The sequence below is a fragment of the Sphingorhabdus profundilacus genome (genome assembly GCF_009769755.1).
Classification (GTDB): domain Bacteria; phylum Pseudomonadota; class Alphaproteobacteria; order Sphingomonadales; family Sphingomonadaceae; genus Sphingorhabdus_B; species Sphingorhabdus_B profundilacus.
Window position 1 is genome coordinate 212,848 of record NZ_SDWJ01000002.1, and the last position, 22,962, is coordinate 235,809.

Sequence of the window (22,962 nt, forward strand, 5' to 3'; positions counted from 1 at the left end):
TGTTCGACCAACGACGAATTGGGCAATTTTATTACAAACGAACGACGGCAAACGTCGTTTTTTCAGATAAGACCGGCCAAGGGACTCGACGGGTCGGCATACATCCGTCGGCCCATCCGGCCCGCGCGATAGGCCAAACGCCCCGATTCGACCGCCAGCTTCATCGCGGTCGCCATCGCCACCGGATCTTTCGCCTCGGCAATCGCGGTGTTCATCAACACGCCATCGCAGCCCAATTCCATGGCGACGGCCGCATCCGAAGCGGTGCCGACCCCTGCATCGACCAGCACGGGCACCGAAGCGCCTTCCACAATCAGGCGGATGGTTACACGGTTCTGGATACCCAAGCCGGAACCAATGGGCGCGCCCAAGGGCATGATCGCGACCGCGCCTGCATCTTCCAATTGCTTCGCGGCTATGGGATCATCGACACAATAGACCATGGGCAGAAAGCCTTCCTTGGCCAGCACTTCGGTCGCCTTCAATGTTTCGCGCATATCGGGGTAGAGCGTCTTCGCCTCCCCCAATACTTCCAGCTTGACCAGATCCCAGCCGCCCGCCTCCCGCGCCAGCCGCAGGGTGCGGATCGCATCGTCGGCGGTGAAGCATCCGGCAGTGTTGGGAAGATAGGTGTATTTTTTGGGGTCGATATAATCGGTCAGCATCGGTGCCTTGGGGTCGGACACATTGACCCGGCGCACCGCAACGGTGATGATTTCGGCCCCCGACGCCACCAAAGCAGCGGCATTTTGTTCGAAGTCCTTATATTTGCCTGTGCCAACAATCAGCCGTGACGTGAACGTCCGGCCCGCAACGGTCCAGCTATCATCCTGTCCGCCCCCTACAAAATGCACGATCTCGAGGCGGTCGCCTTCGGCAATGATAACATCGGCCAAGGTGGAACGGGACACGATTTCCAGATTTCGTTCCACCGCAACCTTGGCAGGGTCGAGCCCGATTTCGCGCACAAGGTCAGCAATGCTGCGGCCCGACGCGATGCTGCGCGGGTCGCCGTTCAGGGTGATGGAAATACTGTCGGTCATCGTGGAAAGGGTCATTACATCTCGCTTTTTCTGATTTGTCCCATATAGGAAGAGAGCAATTGCAATAGCAACCCGGCTTGCCAAAAAGGCTCTTGATGGCGCGAATATTCTTCCCATTGTCGACCGCGATTTTCGGCGTGGCAATTGCGACGCCTGCTTATGCGGAAATTCCCGAGGCCGTCCGGCAGATGATGGAAACCGCCGCGCGCGAGGGCAATCCTGCAGAGCTGGCCGCCATCGTTAAATTTGCGCGGCTGACCTATCCTGCACAAAGCGTGGACATCGACAATCTGATTTTGTCGCTTGAAAGCATAAGAGCGCAAAGCGAACCTGTGCCGGTTGCGATCACGCCGCCGCCTGCACCAACCCCTCCCCCGCCAGCACCAGCTCCGCCGCCGCAGATCAAATGGTCGGGACGCGGCGATCTTGGTGGATTTCACACCAGCGGCAACACCGACAGTTTCGGGATCACCGTCGGCGCCGTGATCAAACGTACCGGAACTGCCTGGTCGCACCAGATCCGCCTGCGCGGCGACTATCAGGAAAGCGAAGGCCGCACGTCGCGCGAATATCTGAACGCCGCCTATCAAAGTGACTGGGCAATTGGCGACCGCTATTATGCTCTGGGCATCATCGAATATGAACGTGACGTTCTGGCCGGGCTCGACCATCGGGCGACATCCAGCTTGGGACTTGGCTGGCGCGTGGTGCGTGAACCGAATGTCGCCATTTCATTGGAGGCTGGACCTGCATATCGCAAGGAATGGCCCCGCTCAGGCATCGAAAGATCAAGTCTTGCGGGACGCGGCGCGCTTACCAGCAGCTGGCAGATGAATGACAAGGTGCGTCTGACGAATAATATGGAGCTGGTGGCAGAAGAAGACAGCAACACGATCCGTGCAGTTACCGGCCTGCAGGCAAAATTGACCGGCCGGATTTCGTCCCAGATTTCCTATGACCTGCGTTACCAAGACCGACCATTGTCGGGCAAGGAAGAGACAGATACAGTCACCCGTATCGGACTGACATATGATTTTTAAGCGAAAGCCCCTATTTTGACCGACCTGATCTTTGTATTGAACGGCCCCAATCTGAACCTGCTCGGCACCCGCGAGCCGGAGATTTACGGCCATGACACGCTCGACGATATTGCCGCGATGCTGGATGATCAGGCGCGCGAAGCCGGGGCGGAGATTGATTTCCGGCAATCGAACCATGAAGGGCATTTGATCGACTGGCTGCATGAGGCGCAGGCCGAAGGCGCCAAGGCGGTGCTGCTGAATGCGGCGGGCTATACGCACACGTCGATTGCCCTGCTGGATGCGATCAAGGCCATCAAAGTGCCGGTATATGAGGTCCATTTGTCCGACCCGCATGCCCGTGAAGAGTTCCGGCATTTAAGTTATGTAGGGATGGGCGCGAAGGCGGTGTTTGCAGGACATGGCGCAAAGTCCTATCAACTCGCGCTGGACGCAGCGTTACAAGTTTGACATTAGGCGCAGCACATTAAAAATTCGGGGCGCAAGGAGCAAAAAATGGCGGCAAAATCAGGCAGCAATGGTGGGATGCAGGTGGATACCGATCTGGTCCGCGAATTGGCCGAAATGCTGAACGATACCGGTTTGAGCGAAATCGAGGTTGAGGACGGCGATCGCAAGATCCGCGTGTCGCGCACGATGACCGCCATTGCGGCCCCCGTCGCCGCCGCGCCAGTCGCTGCTGCTGCACCCACCGCGCAGGCCGCACCCGCGCATATCGCCGAAAGCGCACCGGCCGTCGCCGCCAATGCGCTCAAATCCCCAATGGTCGGAACGGCCTATTTGACCCCGGAACCGGACGCCGCGCCCTTTGCGAGCATCGGTCAGCAGGTAAAAGCGGGCGACACCGTGATGATTATCGAAGCGATGAAGGTCATGAACCCCATCGTCGCGCCAAACAGTGGCACCGTGACCGAGATTTATGTCGAAAGCGGACAGCCCGTCGAATTTGACCAGCCGCTTATGGTTATCGCGTAAATATGGGCATTGAGAAAATCCTGATCGCCAACCGTGGCGAGATTGCGCTTCGCATCCATCGTGCCGCGCATGAAATGGGAATTAAAACGGTCGCGGTCCATTCGACGGCGGATGCCGAGGCGATGCACGTCCGCCTTGCCGATGAAGCCATCTGCATCGGACCGCCTTCGGCTACCGACAGCTATCTGAACATTCCGGCGATTATTTCGGCGGCGGAAATCAGCCATGCGGATGCGATCCACCCCGGTTACGGCTTTTTGTCGGAAAACGCGCAATTTGCGGAAATCGTCGAAAGCCATGACATCAAATGGATCGGCCCCAAGCCCGAGCATATCCGCACCATGGGCGACAAGGTCGAGGCGAAGCGGTCCGCAGGTGCGCTTGGCCTGCCGCTTGTTCCGGGCAGCGATGGCGCAATCGAGGATGTGGCCGAAGCCAAGGCGATTGCGCGTGACATCGGCTATCCGGTGATCATCAAGGCTGCATCCGGCGGCGGCGGGCGCGGCATGAAAGTGGTCAACAACGAGGAAGAGCTTGAGACCCAGATGCAGCAAGCAGGGTCAGAGGCAAAGGCGGCCTTTGGCGATGCCACCGTGTATCTCGAAAAATATCTCGGTAACCCGCGCCACATCGAATTCCAGATATTCGGCGATGGCAATGGCAACGCCGTGCACTTGGGCGAACGCGACTGTTCGTTGCAGCGCCGCCACCAGAAGGTGTTGGAAGAGGCCCCCTCGCCCGTTCTGTCGACAGCCGAGCGTGACCGTATGGGCAATATCTGCGCCAAGGCCATGGCCGACATGGGTTATCGCGGCGCGGGCACCATCGAGTTTCTCTGGGAAAATGGCGAGTTCTTCTTCATCGAAATGAACACCCGTTTGCAGGTGGAGCATCCGGTGACCGAAATGATTACCGGCCTCGACCTCGTGCGCGAACAGATCCGCGTGGCAGAAGGCAAGCCGCTGTCGTTCACGCAGGATGAAGTGACCTTTACCGGCCATGCGGTCGAATGCCGCATCAACGCCGAAGACCCCGTCACATTCATGCCCTCACCCGGCACGGTCAGCTGGTACCATCCGCCGGGCGGTCTCTATGTCCGCGTCGATAGCGGGCTTTACCACGGCTATAAGGTGCCGCCTTATTATGACAGTATGATCGCCAAGCTGATCGTATATGGCCAGACGCGCGAAGGCTGCCTGATGCGGTTGCGGCGTGCGCTGGGTGAATTTGTGATTGAGGGCATGAAGACGACCATTCCTCTGCACCAGAAGTTGCTGGAAGATCCCGATTTCCAGAACGGCAATTACACGATCAAATGGCTCGAAGAATGGCTGGCCAAGGACGCCGGCTAATGCTTTCCCGCCGTCAGGTGGCGCTGGGGATGGCTCTTGTGCCGCTCGCCGGATGCGCCCCTGCCGGGCCGGACAAGGATGTTGCCTTCATTCCGGCCAAGAAGGCCACGTCGTTGGCGGCGACCGATCCGGGCCGTCTGGTCGAACTGGTCAAGATCGATCCCACCATCCGCCTCGACATGCGCTACGCCACCACCAATAACTTTACCGGCACCGTCCTGTACAGCGAAGCCCGCGCCTTCCTGACCGCACCAGCGGCGCAAGCCGTCGTCCGCGCCAGCCGCACCGCCCGGGCCGAAGGCTTCGGCCTCACCATTTTCGACGCCTATCGCCCATGGCGGGTGACGAAGAAGCTTTGGGACGCAACGCCCGTTGGCCCGAAGAAAAACTATGTCGCCAACCCCAAGCGTGGATCCAAGCATAACCGTGGCTGCGCGGTCGACCTCAGCCTGCATGATCTTGCCACCGGCGAACTGGTCGACATGCCGACCGGCTTTGACGATTTTTCGGAAAAAGCGCATCGCGACTATATGGGTGCCAGCGCCGGTGCGATTGAAAACCGCGCCCGCCTGCAACGCTATCTGGAGGCCGAAGGCTTTGTCGGCCTGTCCAACGAATGGTGGCATTTCGATTTTACCGGGTGGGAGAAATTTCCGGTGCTGGATATTCCGTTCGACAAGGTGGGGTGAAGGTCCAGCGGGGAGTTTACGGCCGGGCGGGAAACTAAGATGCTGGAACGAAGTCACCAGAGGTGAAACAAGTTCAGCATGACGGGGTGGAATTAAGGACTGATTTTGATTTTCCTCTCCGTCGCCCTGATTCCCCCCATCCCGGTCGCCCCGATTCCCCCGCCCCGTCACCCCGATTCCCCCACCACGTCACCCTGATTCCCCCGTCCCGTCACCCTGATTACCCCACCCCGTCACCCTGATTACCCCACCCCGTCACCCTGAACTTGTTTCAGGGTCTTAGTCTGGTTTACACTGCCCCCCAAATCAACGGAACCGATGGAATAAAAAATGGCGCGTCGCCTAGACTTTCAACCATGCGTTTACATCATGGCAAGCTTCAACGGTCAGGCGCTCTATATTGGAGTTACATCCGATCTTATGAAGCGGATCGGACAACATCGCGACGGCCATTTTGACGGGCATTCAAAGAAATACAAGGCCAACAGGCTGGTGCTGTTCGAAGTTTGCGGCGACATGGACGCAGCGATCGCACGGGAAAAGCAGCTAAAGAACTGGCATCGGCAGTGGAAGATAAACCATGTGACAGCCGCCAACCCGACATGGCGCGATCTCGCTGAGGATTTGGGCTTTTTGCCCTTGCCGACTTACTGAAACGGGGTGCGGGAACTAAGATGCTGAAACAAGTTCAGCATGACGGGGTGCGGGTGTTCGGCATGATTGGGTGGGAGTTGTCCGCATGACGGGGTGGGGGTGTTCGGCATGATGGGGTGGAGGTTTTCCACATGTCGGGGTGGAATTGAGGGCTGGCTGTGGTTCCCATCCCGGTCACCCCGATTCCCCCGTCCCGTCACCCTGAACCACCCCGTCCACCGTCACCCTGATTCCCCCACCCCGTCACCCTGAACTTGTTTCACCTCTGGTGACTTCGTTCCAGGGTCTTAGTTCGGTTTACACTGTCCAATATTCAGGAGCACCCGCATGCCCGTTCATCAAAACGCTTCCTTTCATGAACATGTACGGGCAATTCAGCCACGCTTCAGAACGACTCGGCCATTAAAGCATTCATGCCGGGGCATTGGGCGCCTGCATCGGGGAAAGATTATGAAGCAAATTATCTGGGCAATGCTGGCCACTTCAACCTTACTCACGCCAGTTGTGGCGCAGGCTGCAACGGTGGAACCGGTCCCACGCCAGACTTTTCGGGCCTTTAGCGACGACGCGCTTTTCCAACCGGGCGATGAAATGCGTGGCGAGCGTCCGCGTGGCGAAGGTCGTCGTGGCGGAAGGACGCGCGACCGCGCTGACATTGATCGCGGTCCCGATAATGAAGGTCCGGCACCACAGGAACAGCAGGTCCCACGCTCTGGACGCACATGGTCGCAAGAGCGCAGCCGCGATGATGACCGTGAAGGCTATCGCAATAATGAAGGCGGGCGGGAACGCAGCGACGACCGGAGGGGCGGTGGCGAACGCAACTGGGGTGTCCATCGCTCTTGGGGCAGTGACAATGACGACCGGCGGCACCGCTGGAACGAGGGATGGCGCAATGACCGACGCTATGACTGGCGCGGACATCGCAACCGCCACCATGATTATTATAATCCCGGCCGCTATTATTCGCCCTATCGCGGGCACGGCTATCGCCGGTTCGGCATAGGGATCAGCATCGGTTCGGGATATTATGGCTCGCGCTACTGGATCAGTGATCCGTCCTATTATCGCCTGCCGCCGGTCTATGGCCCCTATCGTTGGGTGCGCTATTATGATGACGTGTTATTGATCGACCTCAGGAATGGAAGAGTGGTCGACGCCATTCACGATTTTTTCTGGTAAGCGACCTGCTTTTGCAAAATTGACCCGGGCGTCCCAACTGCCCGGGTCTTTTTTTGCTTGTAACATAGCGTCAAGCTGACCAAACTCCTGACATTACATCAAGGAGATAATCATGATCCGCACCGTTTTGCTCGCCAGCATCAGCTTGGCCGCCGCAACACCGGCTTTGGCCGAAACGCAGGCGATTCTGGTCGGCAACCTCATACCCGATGCGGTGACGGGGCCGACCGGTCCGGCCGTGATCTTGGTCGAAGATGGCCGTATCAAGGATATTGCCCAAGGAACGAGCATTCCTTTCAAGGCCGACGCCGTTGTCGATCTGTCCACCAAAACCGTCGTACCAGGCTTTATCGACCTGCACGTCCACCTGACCGGCGACCCCGGCGGCGACTTCCGCGACGAAGCGGTCGACCCGGACGAATGGGGCGTGGTCATGGGTGTGAAGAACGCCGCGCTGACCGTGAAGGCCGGCTTCACGACAGTCCGCGAAGCAGGCTCGGCCCAGAACACCGCCTTTGTCCTGCGCCGTGGCACGGCAGAGGGCAAGATTGTCGGACCACGTATCGTCGCGGCAGGACCGGCTTTGTCAATCGTGGGCGGGCATGCCGATGTGACCGGTTTCCGCAAGGATGTGCTGGCCGCACTCGACACCGGATATACCTGCACCGGCCCTGTGGAATGCGCCGAAAAGGTGCGGAAATCATCGCGGCTGGGATCGGACGTCATCAAGATTACCGCGACCGGCGGCGTCCTGTCGCAACAGGGCCGCGGGCTGGAGGCGCATTTTACCGATGCGGAAATGAAATCCATCGCCGACACCGCGCACTCGCTGGGGTTGAAGGTCATGGCCCATGCCCATGGCGCGCGCGGGATTGAGGCTGCTTCAGCGGCGGGGATCGATTCGATCGAACATGGCACCTTCGCCGATGAAGCCGCGCTGAAGGTCATGAAGGCCAAGGGTACGGTGCTGGTCCCTACATTGATGGCGCTCGAAGGGGTGCGGGCGCGGCTGGGCAAGGGCATCTATACACCAACGGTCGAGGTGAAAGCGCGCCAGGCGCTGGAAGCCGCCGGACGTCAAGTGACCCGGGCCAAGGCGATGGGCGTGACCGTCGCGTTCGGCACCGATGCTGGCGTGTTCGAACATGGCAGCAATGGCAAGGAATTTGCCCTGCTGGTCAAAGCAGGCCTGACGCCGACAGAGGCGCTGGCCAGTGCCACCACGGTCGCGGCAAAGACGCTGGGCATGGAAAATGAAATTGGTAAAATCGCCGTCGGCTATTCCGCCGATCTGGTCGCGGTCCGTGAAAATCCGCTGACGAACATCAGCACTCTCGAAAATCCGTCCTGGGTCATGGTAAGAGGACGCATCGTTCCCTGATTCGGACCCGATATGCTATCAGATACGCCCATAACAGAATTTGACGCCAATAATGATCCGGCAAAGCTTGCCCGGATTGGGGCGCATGTGACCAAGCGGTTAAATGCCAACCCGCTGGTGCAGCAGGTCGAACATGCCGATGCCCAACTCTATCTCTATCAGGGTTTCCTGAGCAAGGCGGACTGCAAGACGATGATCGGCAAGATCGATGCCGATGCCGTGCCATCGACGCTTTATAAAGGCACTGAACAGGCAGGTTTTCGGACCAGCTATAGCTGCCATCTCAACCGGTGGGATGCCTTCATTGCCAAGGTTGAAGCGCGGATGAGCGATGTGCTGGGCATCGAAAATGATTATGCCGAAACCATGCAGGGGCAACGCTATCAGGTCGGGCAGGAATTCAAGGCGCATCATGATTTCTTCCACCCCAGCCAAAGCTATTGGCAACAGGAAGGACCATCAGGGGGGCAGCGCAGCTGGACCGGGATGATTTTCCTCAATGAACCCGAAGAAGGCGGGGCAACCGAATTCCCCCATCTCGGGCTAGGCGTCCGTCCGCAAACGGGCATGTTACTGATGTGGAATAATGTGAAGCCCGACGGCACGCTGAATTACAAAACATTACACAGCGGAACGCCGGTCACCAAGGGCGTCAAACATGTAATCACCAAATGGTATCGCCAGAATAACTGGCTGGAAATCAACACGCCGAAATAGCGTCGGGAAATGCCGTCTGTCGAATTGCTGTTGCAGTGCACCGTCCTTGCCTAAAAGGTAATGGCATGGTGCGCTGCGTCAGGTAGCGCGATGATTTATGGAGAAATGTTCGTGAAATCCTTCAAACTCTTATTGCTCGCCGGTGCGGCACTATCGGCGTCCATGGCGACTGCGGCGGGCGCGCAAACCGCCCCTGTAACCGAAACCGCACAGACCGAAGGCCAAAGGCTGGTCGCTCTATTCGCGGCGGATGACGAAGGCAGCCTGAAACGCAATCCTTTGAACGCGCTGTTTCGCGGTGACATGCGCTATGCCGACCGCTTTGGCGATTTTATCAGCGACGAATATTTCGCCAATGAACGAAAGGCCGCTGAGGCCAATCTGGAAAATCTGAAGACGATCGACCGCGAAAAGCTGAACGCCACCGACAAGATTGCCTATGATGTGTTCAAGCAGGGCCAGATCGACGCGCTCAAAGGTCTGTCCAAGGAAATCATGGACCTGACCGTGGTGCGCCCACTGAACCATTTTTCCGGATTCCACACTTTTTACCCGACCTTTGCCAGCGGTCAGGGCGCAGCGCCGTTCAAGACGGTTGAGGATTACGACAATAATCTGAAGCGCCATAAGGAATTCATCGTCCTGATGGACAGGTCAATTGACCGGTTCCGGCAGGGGATGGCGACCGGCGTGTTTGAAACCAGATTAACAATCACCAACGTCATCGACCAGCTGAACACCCAATTGGCACAATCGACCGAAGAGTCGCCCTATTTCGGCCCGGTCAAGATGTTTCCCGAAAGCTTTAGCGATGCCGACAAGGCGCGCCTGACCGCCGAATATCGCGACATTATCGAAAAGGGCCTCTATCCCGCCAATACCCGTCTGCGCGATTTCCTGCGCGATAGCTATCTGCCACTGGCGCGCGAGCAGGTGGGTCTGTCGGCAATGAAGGGCGGCGACATACTCTATCAATATCAGATCGAGCAAACGACGACCCTGCCGCTCAAGGCCGACGAGATCCACAAGCTGGGCCTGTCCGAAGTGGCGCGGATCAAAACCGGCATGGAAAAAATCAAGAATGAGGTCGGGTTCAAGGGGACGCTGCCTGAATTTTTTGAATATCTGCGTACCGACCCCAAGTTCAAGCCCACCAGCCGCGAAGCGCTGACCCAAGGCTATTATGACATTGGCAAAAAGGTCGACGGCCTGATTTCGGCGCAGTTCAAATATCTTCCTAAGGCGCCACTTGAAATCAAACCCTATGAAGAATTCCGCGAAAAATATGAAGCGGGCGGCAGCTACCAAAATGGTACGCCCGACGGTTCGCGCCCGGGCACCTTTTATTTCAACGCCTATGACCTGCCCAGCCGCACCACGCCGGGCATGACCACGCTGTACCTGCACGAAGGCGCACCGGGGCATCATTTCCAGATCAGCATCGCGCAGGAAAATGAGACACTTCCTGCCTTCATGCGCTTTGGCGGCAACACCGCCTATGTCGAAGGCTGGGCACTTTATGCCGAAACGCTGGGCTATGATATGGGCCTTTACAAGGACCCCTATCAACGCTTCGGTACCCTGTCGGACGAAATGCTGCGCGCCATGCGGCTGGTGGTCGACACCGGCCTGCACAGCAAGGGCTGGACCCGCGATCAGGCCATCGACTATATGCTCGCCAATAGCGACATGGGCAAAACCGACGCCACGGCCGAGGTCGAACGCTATATCGCGATTCCGTCGCAGGCGCTGGCCTATAAAATTGGTGCCCTCACGATCCTGCGTCTGAAGGACAAGGCGAAGAAGGCGATGGGTGCGAAATTTGATGTTCGGGAATTCCATAATCAGGTGCTGAACACCGGCGCGCTGCCGTTGACTGTTCTCGAAAAGAAAATTGACGACTGGATTGCGGCGTCGAAATAAACACAATAAGCTCCCCCCATCACAGCATGGGTGGTGGGGGGCCTTATGAAGACTTGGGTTGCGGTTGGGCTATTCTGTTTATGGGCGTTCATACTGCCCGCCACCGCCCGTGCGGAATGGCATGAAGCGAGCAGCGAACATTTTCTGGTGATTGCCGACCAGAAGGAAAAGGATGTTCGCGAATTTACCGAACGGCTTGAACGATATCATAGCGCACTTCTCGGGTTACTCGGACGGGCCAATGAACGTCCCAGCCCGTCCAACCGCGTCACAATCTATGTTGTTCGCAGCGCCGGCCAAGTCCAGAAACTGGCAGGCGACAAAAGCGGTTGGCTGCGCGGCTTTTACCAACCGCGCGCCGGCGGATCGGTGGCCTTTATTTCGCGGGTCGAAAGCGAAGGCAAAGACATTTCCGCAAGCGAACAGGTCCTGTTCCACGAATATGCCCATCATGTCATGCACGGGGTCAGCGAATGGTCGACTCCACGTTGGTATAGCGAAGGCTTCGCCGAATTTTTCGCAACCGCCCGCTTTGAAAAAGATGGCGGAATGGGTCTTGGTCTGCCTGCATTGCACAGGGCTGGCGAACTGCAATATGCCGACGGCGTCGCTATTGAGGAGCTGCTCGATACCGACACATATGCCAAGCGGAAAAGCAAAGGCTATGATGATTTTTACGGGCGCAGCTGGACCCTGTTTCACTATCTACAGATGTCGGGGAAGCGACCGGGGCAGCTTAAAAACTATCTCAATGCCCTTGTAAATGGTGCGACCGAGCTTGAAGCAGCACAAAAAACCTTCGGCGATCTGAAGCTGCTCGACAAAGAGATGAATGCCTATCTGCGACAATCCAAAATGAGCTATCTGCCGATTTCAGCTAGCAAATTGACGGTTGGCGCCATTACGATTCGCAAATTGAACGAAGCCGAGGCGGCGGCGATGCCCATCATATTGGAATCAAAACGCGGCGTCGACCCCGACATGGCCGCCGCGCTTTTACCCCGCGCTCAAGCCGTTGCTGCGAAATATCCCGATGATCCGGCAGTGTTGTCAGCGTTGGCCGAGGCCGAACATGATTCAGGGCATTATGCAGAGGCATTGGCCGCGGCAGACAAGGCCATAGTGGCCGCACCCAATTTGGTGAATGCCCATGTCCAGAAAATATACGCGCTTGCACAATTGGCTGAAAATACGGAAAATCCTGAAGCCAGATTGAAACAGCTTCGAAAGGCGATCACGGCGCTCAACCGGATCGAAACCGATCACCCCATACCCTTGATCTATTATTATCGCAGTTTGAAAATGGCGGGCAAGGACATCAGCGAAATTGCCGCACACGGGCTGGAACGCGCGTTGCAACTGGCCCCTTATGACCAGAATGTCCGTTGGCAGGTCGTGCAGCAAATGGTCGATGAAAAAAACTATTCGACCGCCTATCGAACGCTTTTGCCTTTGGCCAATGACCCGCATAAACGGGGTGACGACAACCCCGCCATCGCATTTTTGGCAGAAATCAAGCAAAAGTGGGATACACAAATTGCCGATAACACGCCAAAAAGCGCCGTTCCCGCTGCCGGAAAATAATTCGTCCCATAGGGAGAAACCCCATGCCAAGCCTGATTGCGCGCATTACCGGATTTGTGCTGAGGACCACCGGCATATACCGCAAAATGTTTACCGGCGGTCCGCAATTTGGCCAAAATATCGCCAAGGCGCGCAGCCAGCCCTTGCCCGAACCCAATGCCAAGGCACGCCGCAAACTTCATGTTGAACAGAGCGAATTTGGCGGTCGGCCGGTTTGGACCCTTGCGCCCAAGGACCGCGAACCGTCTGCCCATATTCTATATTGGCATGGCGGGGGTTATGTCTATCCGGCGGCGGATGTGCATTGGGCATTTCTGGCGCATATGGCGCAAGTGCATGGCTGGGCAGTGACCGCGCCGCTTTATCCGCTCGCACCTGAAAGTGATGCAGAGGCGATAACAAATTGGGCGATGGAATTTTATCGCCAATATGTCGACGACAAAGGCGGCGCACCCTTTATCATGTCGGGCGATTCCGCGGGTGGGGGATTGACCGCCGCCCTTGCCCAAATGGCGCGCGACGCCGGCGATGCAAATGCCGCAGCCCTGATCCTGATCTGCCCCTGGCTCACCCTTGACCCTGCCCATCCCGATCAAGCGCGGATCGAAAGGCGCGACGGCATCCTGACGATCAGCGGCATTACCGACGCTGGACGCATTTATGCCGCGAACCTGCCACTTACCGATCCGCGATGTAGCCCGCTATTCGGCCAATGGCATGGCCTGCCCCCGATCCTCGCCTTTGGCGGGGGCGATGACATATTGGTCACCGACGCACGCGCCCTGAAAGCGAAGCACCCGGCGACCCTGTATCGCGAACTTCCGGCGATGCTGCACGTTTGGCCGATCTTCACCTTCCGCGAATCGCGCGAAGCGCAGACAGAGATGGCGGCCTTTGCCGCAAGCGCGTTAACGTAGCGGATTTGGACGCCCCCGGCTTTTGCGCTAGCATTCATCGATTATTCAATTGCCAGCATGCAGCTTCTTCATTTTGAAGGAGGATAAATGATGCGGGCCTCGTTTCTGTTCGCCGTTGCCATATTCGCCAGTGCACCTGCCCAAGCGCAAACCAGTAATCCGCTGATCGATTATGATGGTTATGCCGGACTGGTATCTGAAGTCGCGCCGGTTCGCCGCGAGAGGCTGATACCGCTTGCCGATTTCAAGGCGCGCGCGGCTCGACCCGGAGTGCTTTTGCTCGATGCTCGGTCGGCGCAGGCCTTTGCCGAGGGCCATATCGAGGGCGCCGTCAATTTGCCACTGCCCGATTTTACCGCTGAGGCGCTTGCCGACGTAATCGGTACCGATCCGACGCGTGAAATCCTGATTTACTGCAACAACAACTTCACCAACAACCGGCGTCCCGTCGCAACCAAGAAGTTAGAACTGGCGCTCAATATCCAGACTTTCGTCAACCTATATGGCTATGGCTATCGCAACATATTCGAGCTTGGCGAAGCGGTGGACATGGACTCGCCCAAGGTCGGTTGGGTAAGCGCCGTGACGTAGCGCATTTGGAGTCCGTTTGACTTTACTGTATATTCGACACGTGATGTACGGAGAGTCAACATGCCTGCGGTAAAAGCCGCCAATCCCCGCCAGATTTTCGGGGCGGAAAAATGGATGCGTATCACGGCGGTCTCGCCCTGGCGCGGGCTGTGGTTGATTGTGCATGCGTGGGCAGTCGTGGCGCTCGCCGCATTTGGCGCGGCGGCGGCGTGGCAGTGGAGTTGGATTGCCGGCCTCATCGCAACGCCGGTGGCGCTCGTCATTCTGGGCGGTCGCCAATTGGGTCTTGCCATATTGATGCACGAAGGCGCGCACGGCCTGATCCATCCCGACCGCAAGATGAACAATTTTCTGGGCCAATGGCTCACTGGCGCCGCGACCGGCAGCGACCTTCACGCCTATCGTGCCTATCATCTGACGCACCATAAATTTACGCAGCAGCCCGAGGACCCCGACCTGTCGCTGTCCGCGCCCTTCCCCACCAGCCGCGCCAGTCTGCGCCGCAAATTCATCCGCGACCTGACGGGCCAGACCTTTTTCAAACAACGTACAGCACAATTCGCCACCGCATGGCGCGGGGTTCAGGCGATGTGGCGCGGCGAACGGGGCGATGCCTCGGCCAAGCGCGATACAAGTGCGGGGCGTATACTCAACCTGCAAAGCCGGTCGGGCATCGACGCGCCGGTGGCGAATATCGACGGCGCCAAAACAACCGCCCGCACCGTGGGCCGCTTTTTGGGGATGCAAGCGGTGCTGCTCGCGGTCTCATTGCTATTCTGGGGCTGGCTGCCCTTCGCGCTGTGGCTGGTCGCGCTGGCGACCACATTCCAGCTATTCCTGCGTGTGCGGAATATCGCGGAACATGCCTGCACCACCACAGGCAGCGACGACCCATTTTCCCATGCGCGCACCACCTATGCAGGGCTGCTCGAACGCACGACCGTTGCGCCTTATTGGGTGAATTTCCATAGCGAGCACCATCTGTTCATGGGCGTGCCCTGTTACAGCCTGCCGCTTGCCCATGCCTTGCTGGGCGAAGGGCAATATCACCACCGGATGACGATTGAACCCGATTACCGCACGGTCCTGCGTAAGGTTACAGCCAGCCAGCCCGCTTGAACCGGATATAGAGCGACAGGCAAATCGTCGCCATCGCACCAACCACGGCAAAATAACCATATTCCCAGCGCAGTTCGGGCATGACATCAAAGTTCATGCCGTAAATGCCTGCAATCGCAGTCGGCACCGCAAGGATCGCCGCCCATGCCGCAAGCTGGCGTGTAATCGCGCCCTGTCGCTGTTGTTCCAGCAAGCCGCTGGTTTCGATAACCGAGGTGAGTGTGTCGCGCAAACCTTCAACCCGGTAGATCACACGGCGGATGTGATCCAGAAGGTCGCGGAAATAGGGATGAATATTGGCGTCAATCTGGGGAAGATGCAGATTCAGAAATTGGCTGGTCAAATCTTCCATCGGCCCCAATATTCTTTGCAAGCGGAACAGTTCACGCCGCATGGTAAACAGACGGGACGTCTCGGTGCGGTTCAGGAATGTTTCGACCGCATGGTCTTCCATCGCCAGCACTTTTTCTTCGAGCTCGTCCACCACCGGAAAATAGCCGTCGACTACGAAATCCAATATGGCGTGCAGCACATAGTCAGGGCCATGTTTCAACAACCAGGGCGTCGCCTCCAGTTGCGCGCGCAGCGGTGTATGCGCGCGTTCGGACCCGTGGCGCACAGTGATGATGAACTGCCGCCCGACGAAGATGGCGGTGTTGCCATATTCAATTTTATCGTCTTGCAAATGTGCGGTGCGGGCCACCAGAAACAGATGGTCGCCATAGGGTTCCATCTTTGGCAAATGCCGGGGGTCCAACGCGTCTTCGACCGCCAGCGAGTGCAGGCCAAAATGTTCCTGTATCCGTTTCAACGCCCCGTCATCGGGTTCGTGCAGGCCGATCCAGATAAAATCACCCTGCTTTTCCACATGGGGGATCGACTTGGTGAGATCGATGTCGGTTACCATCTTGCCGTCCCGATACAGACGGGCCGCGATCACGGTCATGTCGCGCGCTCTTCATCTGGCCGGTTCAGCCTGTCCATCTGATCGATCAGATGATTGACCTTTTCATGCAGCCGCAAGATTTCCAACTCTGCGCGCAGATTGACTTCATAGTCATGCGCGGCCGCCGTGCGGTCCTTGTCTGCCTGACGGTTCTGGCTCATCATGATGATCGGCGCCTGCACCGCCGCGAGCGTGGAAAGCAGCAGGTTCAGGAAGATGAAGGGATAGGGGTCGAACGCCATCCCCATCCGGTTCAATATCTGCGAATTCAGGAACATCCAGCCAAACAGGACGACAGCAAAGGCAATGATGAACCCCCAGCTGCCCCCGACCGCGGCCACATGGTCCGACAGGCGTTCGCCAAAGGTCGCGCTTTCTTCGTGGACGACGCCGATATCCTGTGTGGTTTCCCGCTTATGGATACGCTCGAGCACGCGCCGTTCGGCAGGCGACAGCGCATCGCTCGATTTGCCGAGCAGTTCCATCGCCAGATCGTCGACCGTCCGGGATGTCATCAAGCCAAAGCCTCTGCAATCAGCGCGCGGCTGTTGGCGATGCCGTATAATGCGATGAAGCTGCCCATACGCGGCCCCGCGCTCGACCCTAATATCGTTTCGTACAGCGCCTTGAACCAGTCGCGCAGATTTTCAAATCCGCCTTCCTTGCCGATTTCATAGACGATATTCTGGATATCTTCCGCGCTCGTGTCGGCGGGCAGTTCCGCCAGCCGCGCGTCCAATGTCCGCAAGGCGGCGATTTCCACGCCTACAGGCTTGCGCTTGTGCAAGGTCGGCGCGACAAAATCACGGTTATAGGCGAGCGCGATGGGGATCAGCTCGGCCAGCTCGGGCGAATTGTCGGCGGTCGCATCCTTGGCATAATTGCCAAGATAGGTCCAAACCTGTTCCTCGGTCGCGCCTGCGCCCATTACGCCTACCAGGTTGAGCAGCAAGCCAAAGGTCACCGGTGGCTGGCCCGCAGGGACATTGCCATTGTGGATATGGTGCACCGGATTACCGAGCCGCTTTTCAACCGGCTGGTCATGCCACGCGCTGCGAAACTGGAAATATTCATCCACCGCCTTGGGTACGACACCCAGATGCAATTGCTTCGCGCTTTTGGGCTCGCGATAGGCGTAAAAGGCGACGCTGTTTTCGGTGCCATATTTCAGCCAGTCTTCCAGCGCGAGGCCATTGCCCTTGGACTTGGAAATCTTCTCGCCCTTTTCATCTAGGAACATCTCGTAGATCAGGGCCTCGGGCGGGCGACCGCCGAGCACGCGGGCGATCTTGCCCGATTGCACGCCGCTGTCGGTCAGGTCCTTGCCATACATTTCATAATCGACGCCGAGCGCAACCCAGCGCATCGCCCAGTCGACCTTCCACTGCAGCTTCGCCATGCCGCTCATGATGGATTGCGTGACGCGCTCGCCATCATCGTCAAACGCGATCAGGCCCGCCTCGGCATCGACGACCTCGACGGGTACCTGCAGGACAATGCCGCTCTTTTCACTGATCGGCAGGACCGGCGAATAGGTCGCGGCGCGTTCTTTGCGAAGCGTCGGCAGCATGATGTCCATAATCGCTTGATAATGGCGCAAAACGCCCTTCAACGCGTCGTCAAAAGCACCGCTTTCATATTGGCTGGACGAGGAAATAAAGTCATATTCGAACCCGAACTGGTCCAGAAAATCGCGCAGCATCGCATTGTTATGCGCCGCGAAGCTTTCGAACTTTTCGAACGGATCGGGAATGCGCGACAAGGGCTTGCCAAGATGTTCGGCCAGCATCGCCTGATTGGGCACATTGTCGGGCACCTTGCGTAAGCCATCCATATCGTCGGAAAATTCGATCAACCGCGTCGGCACATCGGACAGCGTGGCAAAGGCATTGCGAACCATTGTCGTTCGCAGCACCTCGTTAAAGGTGCCGATATGCGGCAGGCCCGACGGACCATAGCCACATTCAAACACCAAAGGCACACCGCCCGGCTTGCCCTGCGGATAGCGTTTCAAAAGCCGCCGCGCCTCTTCATAAGGCCATGCTTTGGATTGGCTTGCGATCTCGCGGAGGTCAGTCACGTGTTGCTCTTTCGTTCTATTTGCGCCACTCTTGCGCTTATGCAATCTCCCCTAACCTTTCCAGCGCTGCATGCAAGCCATGCCGGTATCTGGATGGCCACTCCCGATGGGCAGGTCCGCACCGTGGGCAAGGGCGACGCTGTGGGACGGGCGGCGGAGACGCCGATGGTCATGCTCAACGCGCCCCTGGTGGCGCAGCGTCTGGGCTATGCGGAATTGTCGGGCCTTGATGTGCTGGAACTGTTCGCTTTTGTGCATCCGGCGCGTTTTGTCGTGCCGACGGCCAAGGGGCTGGCCAATGTACTGGGTATCACTCCCCGTCAACAACCTGTTACCGTCATCAACTCCTCCGTCACCCTGAATTCATTTCAGGGTCTTAGTCCTTCGACGTTGGAAACTAAGACCCTGAAACAAGTTCAGGGTGACGGGAGCGGGAACGGTGACGGGGACGGCGGCGGGAACGGGACCGAGGACGGCGACGGGAACGGCGACGGCGGGGGCGTGAATCGAAATGCTGGCGTATGGAATGATGAGGAAGTTCCACACCTCCTCCTTTCCGCCACGGAGAAACTTCTCGCCACATTGGCCGACCCCGTATGGCCCGAACGGGAGGGGGCGTGGGACAGCGCGCAGGCGTTGATGCGGGTGCGCTGGCCGTGGGCGAATATCGTGCTGCGCCATCTCGCCAAGCCCGAAAAGCCCGAACGCTGGCTGTTCGCGCGGCTGCCCGAATGGGAGGAAACCGCGCCGCGCACCCCGCCGCGTGTGGTGACGCTGAACCCCGATGCAGTACAGGCACAACTCGCATCGCTCGTCGGCAACGGTGCCGAAACACGTCAGGGGCAGCGCGACTTTGCACAGGCCGCCGCCCGCATCTTTGCGCCCCGCGCGCGCAAGGGCGAACCCAATATGGTGCTGGCCGAGGCAGGAACCGGGATCGGCAAGACGCTCGGCTATCTCGCGCCTGCATCGCTCTGGGCGCGCAACGCCGACGGCGCGGTGTGGATTTCAACCTTTACCAAGGCGCTGCAACGGCAATTGGTGCGCGAGGCGCGGCGGATTTACCCCGACCCCGAAAGCTTCAAACAGAAGGTCGTGGTCCGTAAGGGCCGCGAAAATTATCTCTGCCTGCTGAACCTTGAGGATGCCTTGCAAGGCGGCTTTGCCGGACGGGCGGCGACATTGGCGCATCTGGTGGCGCGCTGGGCCGCCTATAGCAGCGACGGCGATATGATCGGCGGGGATTTGCCCGGCTGGCTGCCCACGCTGTTCCGCCGTAACGGATCGACCGCACTGACCGATCGGCGGGGCGAGTGCATCTATGCCGGATGCCCGCATTACAAGAAATGCTTCATCGAACGGGCGGCGCGCGCCTCGGTGCAGGCGGATATTGTTATCGCCAACCATGCGCTGATGATGGTCAACGCCGCACGCGGCCGTGACGAGGTCAGCCGCCCGACGCGGATCATTTTTGACGAAGGACATCATCTGTTCGACGCCGCCGATTCGATGTTCGCCGCCGCGCTGACCGGACAGGAAACGGTCGAGATGCGCCGATGGGTCATCGGCCCCGAAGGCAAGGCGCGGGGACGCAGGCGCGGGCTGGCGGCGCGGCTCGCCGATGTCGCATCCTATGACGAAGAAGGCGGCCTCGCGATCGAGATGGCGCGCATCGCGGCCGAAGCCCTGCCCGGCGATGGCTGGCTGGGCCGCGTTGCCGAAGGGGTGCCCTCGGGGCCGGTCGAGCGGCTGCTGCACGCGATCAGGACCATGGTTTTCGCCCGCGACGAAAGCAATCTGGCCGAAAGCGGCTATGGTCTGGAAACCGAACTCGCCGATCCGCCACCAGCGGTTGTCGATGCGGTTGCCGATACGCAGGTTGCGCTGGAGGCGCTGGCGCGACCGCTGACCTTGCTGGGTACGCGGCTGGAGGCGATGATTGCCGATCCGCCGGACTGGCTGGACGGCGGCGCGCGGGCGCGGGTCGAAGGCGCGATGGCGAGCCTTGGTTGGCGCATCGATACCGTGCGGGCGTGGATTTCGATGCTGGCGCGGGCGGTTGGCCCTGTCGATGCGGACTTTGTCGACTGGCTCGCCATCGACCGTTTCGAAGGGCGCGACATGGATATCGGGATGCACCGCCATTGGCTCGACCCGATGAAGCCGGTCGCCGAAATTGTCCTGAAGCCCAGCCACGGTGTGCTGGCGACCTCGGCCACATTACGCAGCGGCGGCGACTGGCCCAATGCCGAGGCGCGGACAGGTGCGGTGCATCTGGACCACCCGGCTGAACATTTCAGCGCGACCAGCCCCTTTGACTATGCCGCGCAGGCCGAGGTGTTGATCGTCACCGATATCAAGCGCGGGGATATGGCGGCGCTTGCGGGGGCCTATGCCGCGCTGATCGGGGCTTCGGGGGGCGGGGCGCTCGGCCTGTTCACCGCAATCCGGCGGCTGCGGTCAACCTATGCGCGGATCGCCGACCGGCTGGCGCGCGACGGCCTGCCGCTGTATGCCCAGCATATCGACCCCATCGACACTGGCACGCTTGTCGATATTTTCCGCGACGATCCGCACGCCAGCTTGCTCGGCACCGATGCCTTGCGCGACGGCGTGGACGTCCCCGGCGCATCGCTGCGTCTGGTGGTGATGGAGCAGGTCCCCTGGCCCCGCCCCGACATTTTGCACCGCGCGCGGCGGCTGTCCTATGGCGGCACCGATTATGACGACCGCATCATCCGCGCAAAGCTGGCACAGGCCTTTGGCCGGCTGATCCGCAGCGCAGGGGACAAGGGGCATTTTGTGCTGCTATCCTCGGCCGTACCGTCGCGGTTGCTCACCGCCTTTCCAGCGGGAACCAGCATAAGGCGCGTCACATTGGAACAGGCGGTGGCGGCGATAAAATCAGGTCTTTCCCCCGTAACAAATATCCGGCAGGACGATGCAAACACCCTGCAAGAAGGTAATCCGATTTGACGCTAACCCTGACCCTGTTCCGCCATGCCAAATCGAGCTGGGACGACACGATCCCGCGCGATTTCGACCGGCCCTTGAACAAGCGCGGTGAAAAGGCGGCGGTGACCATGGGCAAATGGGTCAAGGAAAATGGCCTGACATTCGACCATGTCGTCGCCAGCCCTGCCGTCCGCGTCATCGATACCATCGACCAATTTGTCAAAGGCACAGGCGAACGTATCGACGCGACATGGGACCGGCGGATCTACCTCGCCTCGTCCGCCACGCTGATGGACGTGCTGCGCGACCAGTCGGACGATTATAAGGATGTGCTGATGGTCGGGCATAATCCGGGGATGGAAGATCTGGTCTTTGACATTGTCCCCGACGACGGCAGCTCGCCCTTGCGCGATCTGGTGTGGGAAAAATACCCCACCGCCGCAATTGCGCGGATGGAGCTCGACATCGACAATTGGGCCAATATTGACCGCAAATGCGGGAAGCTGACCCACTTCATCCGCCCCCGCGACCTTGACGCCGAATTGGGACCCGAAGACGAATGACGCCGATACACTGGCGCAAGGCAGAACCCGACGATGCGGCAGCGTTATCGTATTTGGGTGCGGCGACATTCCTTTCGACCTTTGCCTTTGACCATCCGGGCGGGCCGCTGATCGAACATCTCGATGCCGAACATAGCGCGGGCTATTATGCGGCAAAGCTGGCGCAACCCGATGTCGATATCGTGCTGGGCGAAACGCCGCTCGGCGCGCCGGTGGGCTACGCCCTTCTCATGTCCCCGGAACATCCGCAGTATCAGCAGGAAGGGGATTGGGAGCTGAAACGCTTTTACCTGCTCGGGCCTTGGCAGGGCGGCGGCAATGGCCGGGATCTGATGGCACAGGCGGTTGAGGTCGCCCGCGACCGGGGGGCACAACGCCTGTTGCTCGCTGTCTATGAAAGCAATGCGCGCGCGGTTGCCTTTTATGAACGGGCAGGGTTCGTCCATATCGGCGAGACCATATTCATGGTCGGCGATGTGGAATTTCAGGACAGGGTCTACGCGAAGACCTTGGTGTGAGGTTGGGGGGTCGACCGCGAAGGTGCGGTTTTGGCTTCGCTAAAAGGAAGAAGGATAGAAGGAAGAAGGCGTTGCGTTTGGGGTGCAGGTTGGTGGGCAAACTCGCCCTTCCGTTCTCGATAGCTTTGCCTTTCCTATCAAAGACCCCCGTCAACCTGAACCCCCAACCACCGTCACCCTGTCTCCCCATTCCACCGTCACCCTGAACTTGTTTCAGGGTCTTAGTTTTCAACGCCGCAATACTAAGACCCTGGAACGCAGTCACCGGAGGTGAAACAAGTTCAGGGTGACGGAGGTTGGGATTCGACGGGATGGGAACCAAGGTTCCGAATGAAGTCTACCTTCTCCGCGCTCTCCGCGAACTCCGCGTGAACCAAAAACACGGCGCTAGTGGGTTCACGCGGAGTGCGCGGAGTGCGCGGAGAGAGTAGAATTGGTCGAGTCAATGAACGCGCCAATCCCCCTCCCGCGTGCGGGAGGGGTTAGGGGAGGGGGCGGGCCGCAGGTCCGCCTTGTGGGCCTCACCGACTCACCCTCCCCCTGCCCCTCCCGCACGCGGGAGGGGAGTTAGTGGGCCGAATTCTCTCTCCACCGACACAAACCCGTCACCCTGAACTTGGTTCACCTCCGGTGACTTCGTTTCAGGGTCCATCGTGCTGCAACCCCCATTGCGTTAAAGAAAACCCAACCGCGCGTCGCGGTTTGCGTTGTCACTTACCGGGTCGGAATGGTT

The 22,962-nt window shown here is 58.9% G+C and carries 21 protein-coding genes; 17 read left to right on the forward strand and 4 right to left on the reverse strand.

Annotated features, from left to right (window positions below; genetic code table 11):
- Positions 1–62: 62 nt before the first annotated feature.
- A complete protein-coding gene (thiS, locus tag EUU23_RS08865; protein WP_281346887.1) occupies positions 63–1,058 on the reverse strand; it encodes a sulfur carrier protein ThiS in 996 nt (331 codons plus the stop codon).
- A gap of 80 nt (positions 1,059–1,138) precedes the next feature.
- On the opposite strand from thiS, the gene EUU23_RS08870 reads away from it, so the two are divergent.
- From EUU23_RS08870 to EUU23_RS08935, 14 genes are all read left to right on the forward strand, one after another.
- Positions 1,139–2,083: a DUF481 domain-containing protein gene (locus EUU23_RS08870; RefSeq protein ID WP_160353795.1), complete on the forward strand. Its 945-nt coding sequence runs from the start codon at positions 1,139–1,141 to the stop codon at positions 2,081–2,083.
- A gap of 15 nt (positions 2,084–2,098) precedes the next feature.
- Positions 2,099–2,533 carry a type II 3-dehydroquinate dehydratase gene (gene aroQ, locus EUU23_RS08875; protein ID WP_160353796.1) on the forward strand — a complete coding sequence of 145 codons (435 nt, stop codon included), beginning with the start codon at positions 2,099–2,101 and terminating at the stop codon, positions 2,531–2,533.
- Positions 2,534–2,578: 45 nt separating this feature from the next.
- A complete protein-coding gene (accB, locus tag EUU23_RS08880; protein ID WP_246156402.1) occupies positions 2,579–3,058 on the forward strand; it encodes an acetyl-CoA carboxylase biotin carboxyl carrier protein in 480 nt (159 codons plus the stop codon).
- 2 nt (positions 3,059–3,060) lie between these two features.
- Positions 3,061–4,410: an acetyl-CoA carboxylase biotin carboxylase subunit gene (gene accC / locus EUU23_RS08885; protein ID WP_160353797.1), complete on the forward strand. Its 1,350-nt coding sequence runs from the start codon at positions 3,061–3,063 to the stop codon at positions 4,408–4,410.
- Complete coding sequence (locus EUU23_RS08890) at positions 4,410–5,099, forward strand: M15 family metallopeptidase (protein ID WP_160353798.1); 690 nt, start codon at positions 4,410–4,412, stop codon at positions 5,097–5,099. Before accC ends, EUU23_RS08890 begins: the two co-directional genes overlap by 1 nt.
- 330 nt (positions 5,100–5,429) lie before the next feature.
- Complete coding sequence (locus EUU23_RS08895) at positions 5,430–5,753, forward strand: GIY-YIG nuclease family protein (protein WP_160353799.1); 324 nt, start codon at positions 5,430–5,432, stop codon at positions 5,751–5,753.
- A gap of 450 nt (positions 5,754–6,203) precedes the next feature.
- The gene (locus EUU23_RS08900) at positions 6,204–6,935 is read left to right on the forward strand and encodes an RcnB family protein (RefSeq protein ID WP_246156407.1); all 732 of its coding nucleotides are present in this window, start codon (positions 6,204–6,206) and stop codon (positions 6,933–6,935) included.
- A gap of 112 nt (positions 6,936–7,047) precedes the next feature.
- Entirely contained in the window at positions 7,048–8,316 is a 1,269-nt protein-coding gene (locus EUU23_RS08905) for a metal-dependent hydrolase family protein (RefSeq protein ID WP_160353801.1), read from the forward strand.
- A gap of 12 nt (positions 8,317–8,328) precedes the next feature.
- The gene (locus tag EUU23_RS08910) at positions 8,329–9,033 is read left to right on the forward strand and encodes a prolyl hydroxylase family protein (protein ID WP_160353802.1); all 705 of its coding nucleotides are present in this window, start codon (positions 8,329–8,331) and stop codon (positions 9,031–9,033) included.
- Positions 9,034–9,123: 90 nt separating this feature from the next.
- The gene (locus EUU23_RS08915) at positions 9,124–10,956 is read left to right on the forward strand and encodes a DUF885 domain-containing protein (protein WP_425505119.1); all 1,833 of its coding nucleotides are present in this window, start codon (positions 9,124–9,126) and stop codon (positions 10,954–10,956) included.
- 45 nt (positions 10,957–11,001) lie between these two features.
- Positions 11,002–12,540, forward strand: a complete 1,539-nt coding sequence (locus EUU23_RS08920; RefSeq protein WP_160353803.1) for a DUF1570 domain-containing protein — start codon at positions 11,002–11,004, stop codon at positions 12,538–12,540.
- Positions 12,541–12,563: 23 nt separating this feature from the next.
- Positions 12,564–13,457, forward strand: a complete 894-nt coding sequence (locus tag EUU23_RS08925) for an alpha/beta hydrolase fold domain-containing protein (RefSeq protein WP_160353804.1) — start codon at positions 12,564–12,566, stop codon at positions 13,455–13,457.
- An 87-nt stretch (positions 13,458–13,544) separates the two neighbouring features.
- A complete protein-coding gene (locus EUU23_RS08930) occupies positions 13,545–14,048 on the forward strand; it encodes a rhodanese-like domain-containing protein (protein ID WP_160353805.1) in 504 nt (167 codons plus the stop codon).
- A gap of 60 nt (positions 14,049–14,108) precedes the next feature.
- Complete coding sequence (locus tag EUU23_RS08935; RefSeq protein WP_160353806.1) at positions 14,109–15,167, forward strand: fatty acid desaturase family protein; 1,059 nt, start codon at positions 14,109–14,111, stop codon at positions 15,165–15,167.
- On the opposite strand, the gene EUU23_RS08940 is transcribed toward EUU23_RS08935, so the two are convergent.
- From EUU23_RS08940 to EUU23_RS08950, 3 genes are read right to left on the reverse strand one after another with little or no spacing between them, the layout of a single operon-like run.
- On the reverse strand, positions 15,145–16,113 hold the full coding sequence (locus EUU23_RS08940) for a magnesium and cobalt transport protein CorA (RefSeq protein WP_160353807.1): 969 nt from the start codon (positions 16,111–16,113) through the stop codon (positions 15,145–15,147). The two genes, EUU23_RS08935 and EUU23_RS08940, sit on opposite strands and share 23 nt — an antisense overlap.
- Entirely contained in the window at positions 16,110–16,628 is a 519-nt protein-coding gene (locus EUU23_RS08945; protein WP_160353808.1) for a DUF1003 domain-containing protein, read from the reverse strand. The genes EUU23_RS08940 and EUU23_RS08945 overlap by 4 nt, the downstream gene beginning before the upstream one ends.
- Complete coding sequence (locus tag EUU23_RS08950) at positions 16,628–18,193, reverse strand: lysine--tRNA ligase (RefSeq protein WP_160353809.1); 1,566 nt, start codon at positions 18,191–18,193, stop codon at positions 16,628–16,630. The genes EUU23_RS08945 and EUU23_RS08950 overlap by 1 nt, the downstream gene beginning before the upstream one ends.
- 93 nt (positions 18,194–18,286) lie before the next feature.
- On the opposite strand from EUU23_RS08950, the gene EUU23_RS08955 reads away from it, so the two are divergent.
- Genes EUU23_RS08955 through EUU23_RS08965 form a run of 3 tightly spaced genes read left to right on the forward strand, consistent with a single transcriptional unit; the run spans position 18,287 to position 22,229 of the window.
- Positions 18,287–21,169: an ATP-dependent DNA helicase gene (locus EUU23_RS08955; RefSeq protein ID WP_425505120.1), complete on the forward strand. Its 2,883-nt coding sequence runs from the start codon at positions 18,287–18,289 to the stop codon at positions 21,167–21,169.
- Positions 21,166–21,711 carry a SixA phosphatase family protein gene (locus EUU23_RS08960; RefSeq protein ID WP_246156409.1) on the forward strand — a complete coding sequence of 182 codons (546 nt, stop codon included), beginning with the start codon at positions 21,166–21,168 and terminating at the stop codon, positions 21,709–21,711. The genes EUU23_RS08955 and EUU23_RS08960 overlap by 4 nt, the downstream gene beginning before the upstream one ends.
- Complete coding sequence (locus EUU23_RS08965) at positions 21,708–22,229, forward strand: GNAT family N-acetyltransferase (protein ID WP_160353811.1); 522 nt, start codon at positions 21,708–21,710, stop codon at positions 22,227–22,229. The genes EUU23_RS08960 and EUU23_RS08965 overlap by 4 nt, the downstream gene beginning before the upstream one ends.
- The last annotated feature ends 733 nt before the right edge of the window (positions 22,230–22,962 follow it).

Bases quoted from the DNA above. Each gene is read 5' to 3' on its own strand.
- thiS (WP_281346887.1), bottom strand. From the start codon at position 1,058: ATGACCCTTTCCACGATGACCGACAGTATTTCCATCACCCTGAACGGC.
- EUU23_RS08870 (WP_160353795.1), top strand. From the start codon at position 1,139: ATGGCGCGAATATTCTTCCCATTGTCGACCGCGATTTTCGGCGTGGCA.
- accB (WP_246156402.1), top strand. From the start codon at position 2,579: ATGGCGGCAAAATCAGGCAGCAATGGTGGGATGCAGGTGGATACCGAT.
- accC (WP_160353797.1), top strand. From the start codon at position 3,061: ATGGGCATTGAGAAAATCCTGATCGCCAACCGTGGCGAGATTGCGCTT.
- EUU23_RS08890 (WP_160353798.1), top strand. From the start codon at position 4,410: ATGCTTTCCCGCCGTCAGGTGGCGCTGGGGATGGCTCTTGTGCCGCTC.
- EUU23_RS08895 (WP_160353799.1), top strand. From the start codon at position 5,430: ATGGCGCGTCGCCTAGACTTTCAACCATGCGTTTACATCATGGCAAGC.
- EUU23_RS08900 (WP_246156407.1), top strand. From the start codon at position 6,204: ATGAAGCAAATTATCTGGGCAATGCTGGCCACTTCAACCTTACTCACG.
- EUU23_RS08905 (WP_160353801.1), top strand. From the start codon at position 7,048: ATGATCCGCACCGTTTTGCTCGCCAGCATCAGCTTGGCCGCCGCAACA.
- EUU23_RS08910 (WP_160353802.1), top strand. From the start codon at position 8,329: ATGCTATCAGATACGCCCATAACAGAATTTGACGCCAATAATGATCCG.
- EUU23_RS08915 (WP_425505119.1), top strand. From the start codon at position 9,124: ATGATTTATGGAGAAATGTTCGTGAAATCCTTCAAACTCTTATTGCTC.
- EUU23_RS08920 (WP_160353803.1), top strand. From the start codon at position 11,002: ATGAAGACTTGGGTTGCGGTTGGGCTATTCTGTTTATGGGCGTTCATA.
- EUU23_RS08925 (WP_160353804.1), top strand. From the start codon at position 12,564: ATGCCAAGCCTGATTGCGCGCATTACCGGATTTGTGCTGAGGACCACC.
- EUU23_RS08930 (WP_160353805.1), top strand. From the start codon at position 13,545: ATGATGCGGGCCTCGTTTCTGTTCGCCGTTGCCATATTCGCCAGTGCA.
- EUU23_RS08935 (WP_160353806.1), top strand. From the start codon at position 14,109: ATGCCTGCGGTAAAAGCCGCCAATCCCCGCCAGATTTTCGGGGCGGAA.
- EUU23_RS08940 (WP_160353807.1), bottom strand. From the start codon at position 16,113: ATGACCGTGATCGCGGCCCGTCTGTATCGGGACGGCAAGATGGTAACC.
- EUU23_RS08945 (WP_160353808.1), bottom strand. From the start codon at position 16,628: ATGACATCCCGGACGGTCGACGATCTGGCGATGGAACTGCTCGGCAAA.
- EUU23_RS08955 (WP_425505120.1), top strand. From the start codon at position 18,287: ATGGCCACTCCCGATGGGCAGGTCCGCACCGTGGGCAAGGGCGACGCT.
- EUU23_RS08965 (WP_160353811.1), top strand. From the start codon at position 21,708: ATGACGCCGATACACTGGCGCAAGGCAGAACCCGACGATGCGGCAGCG.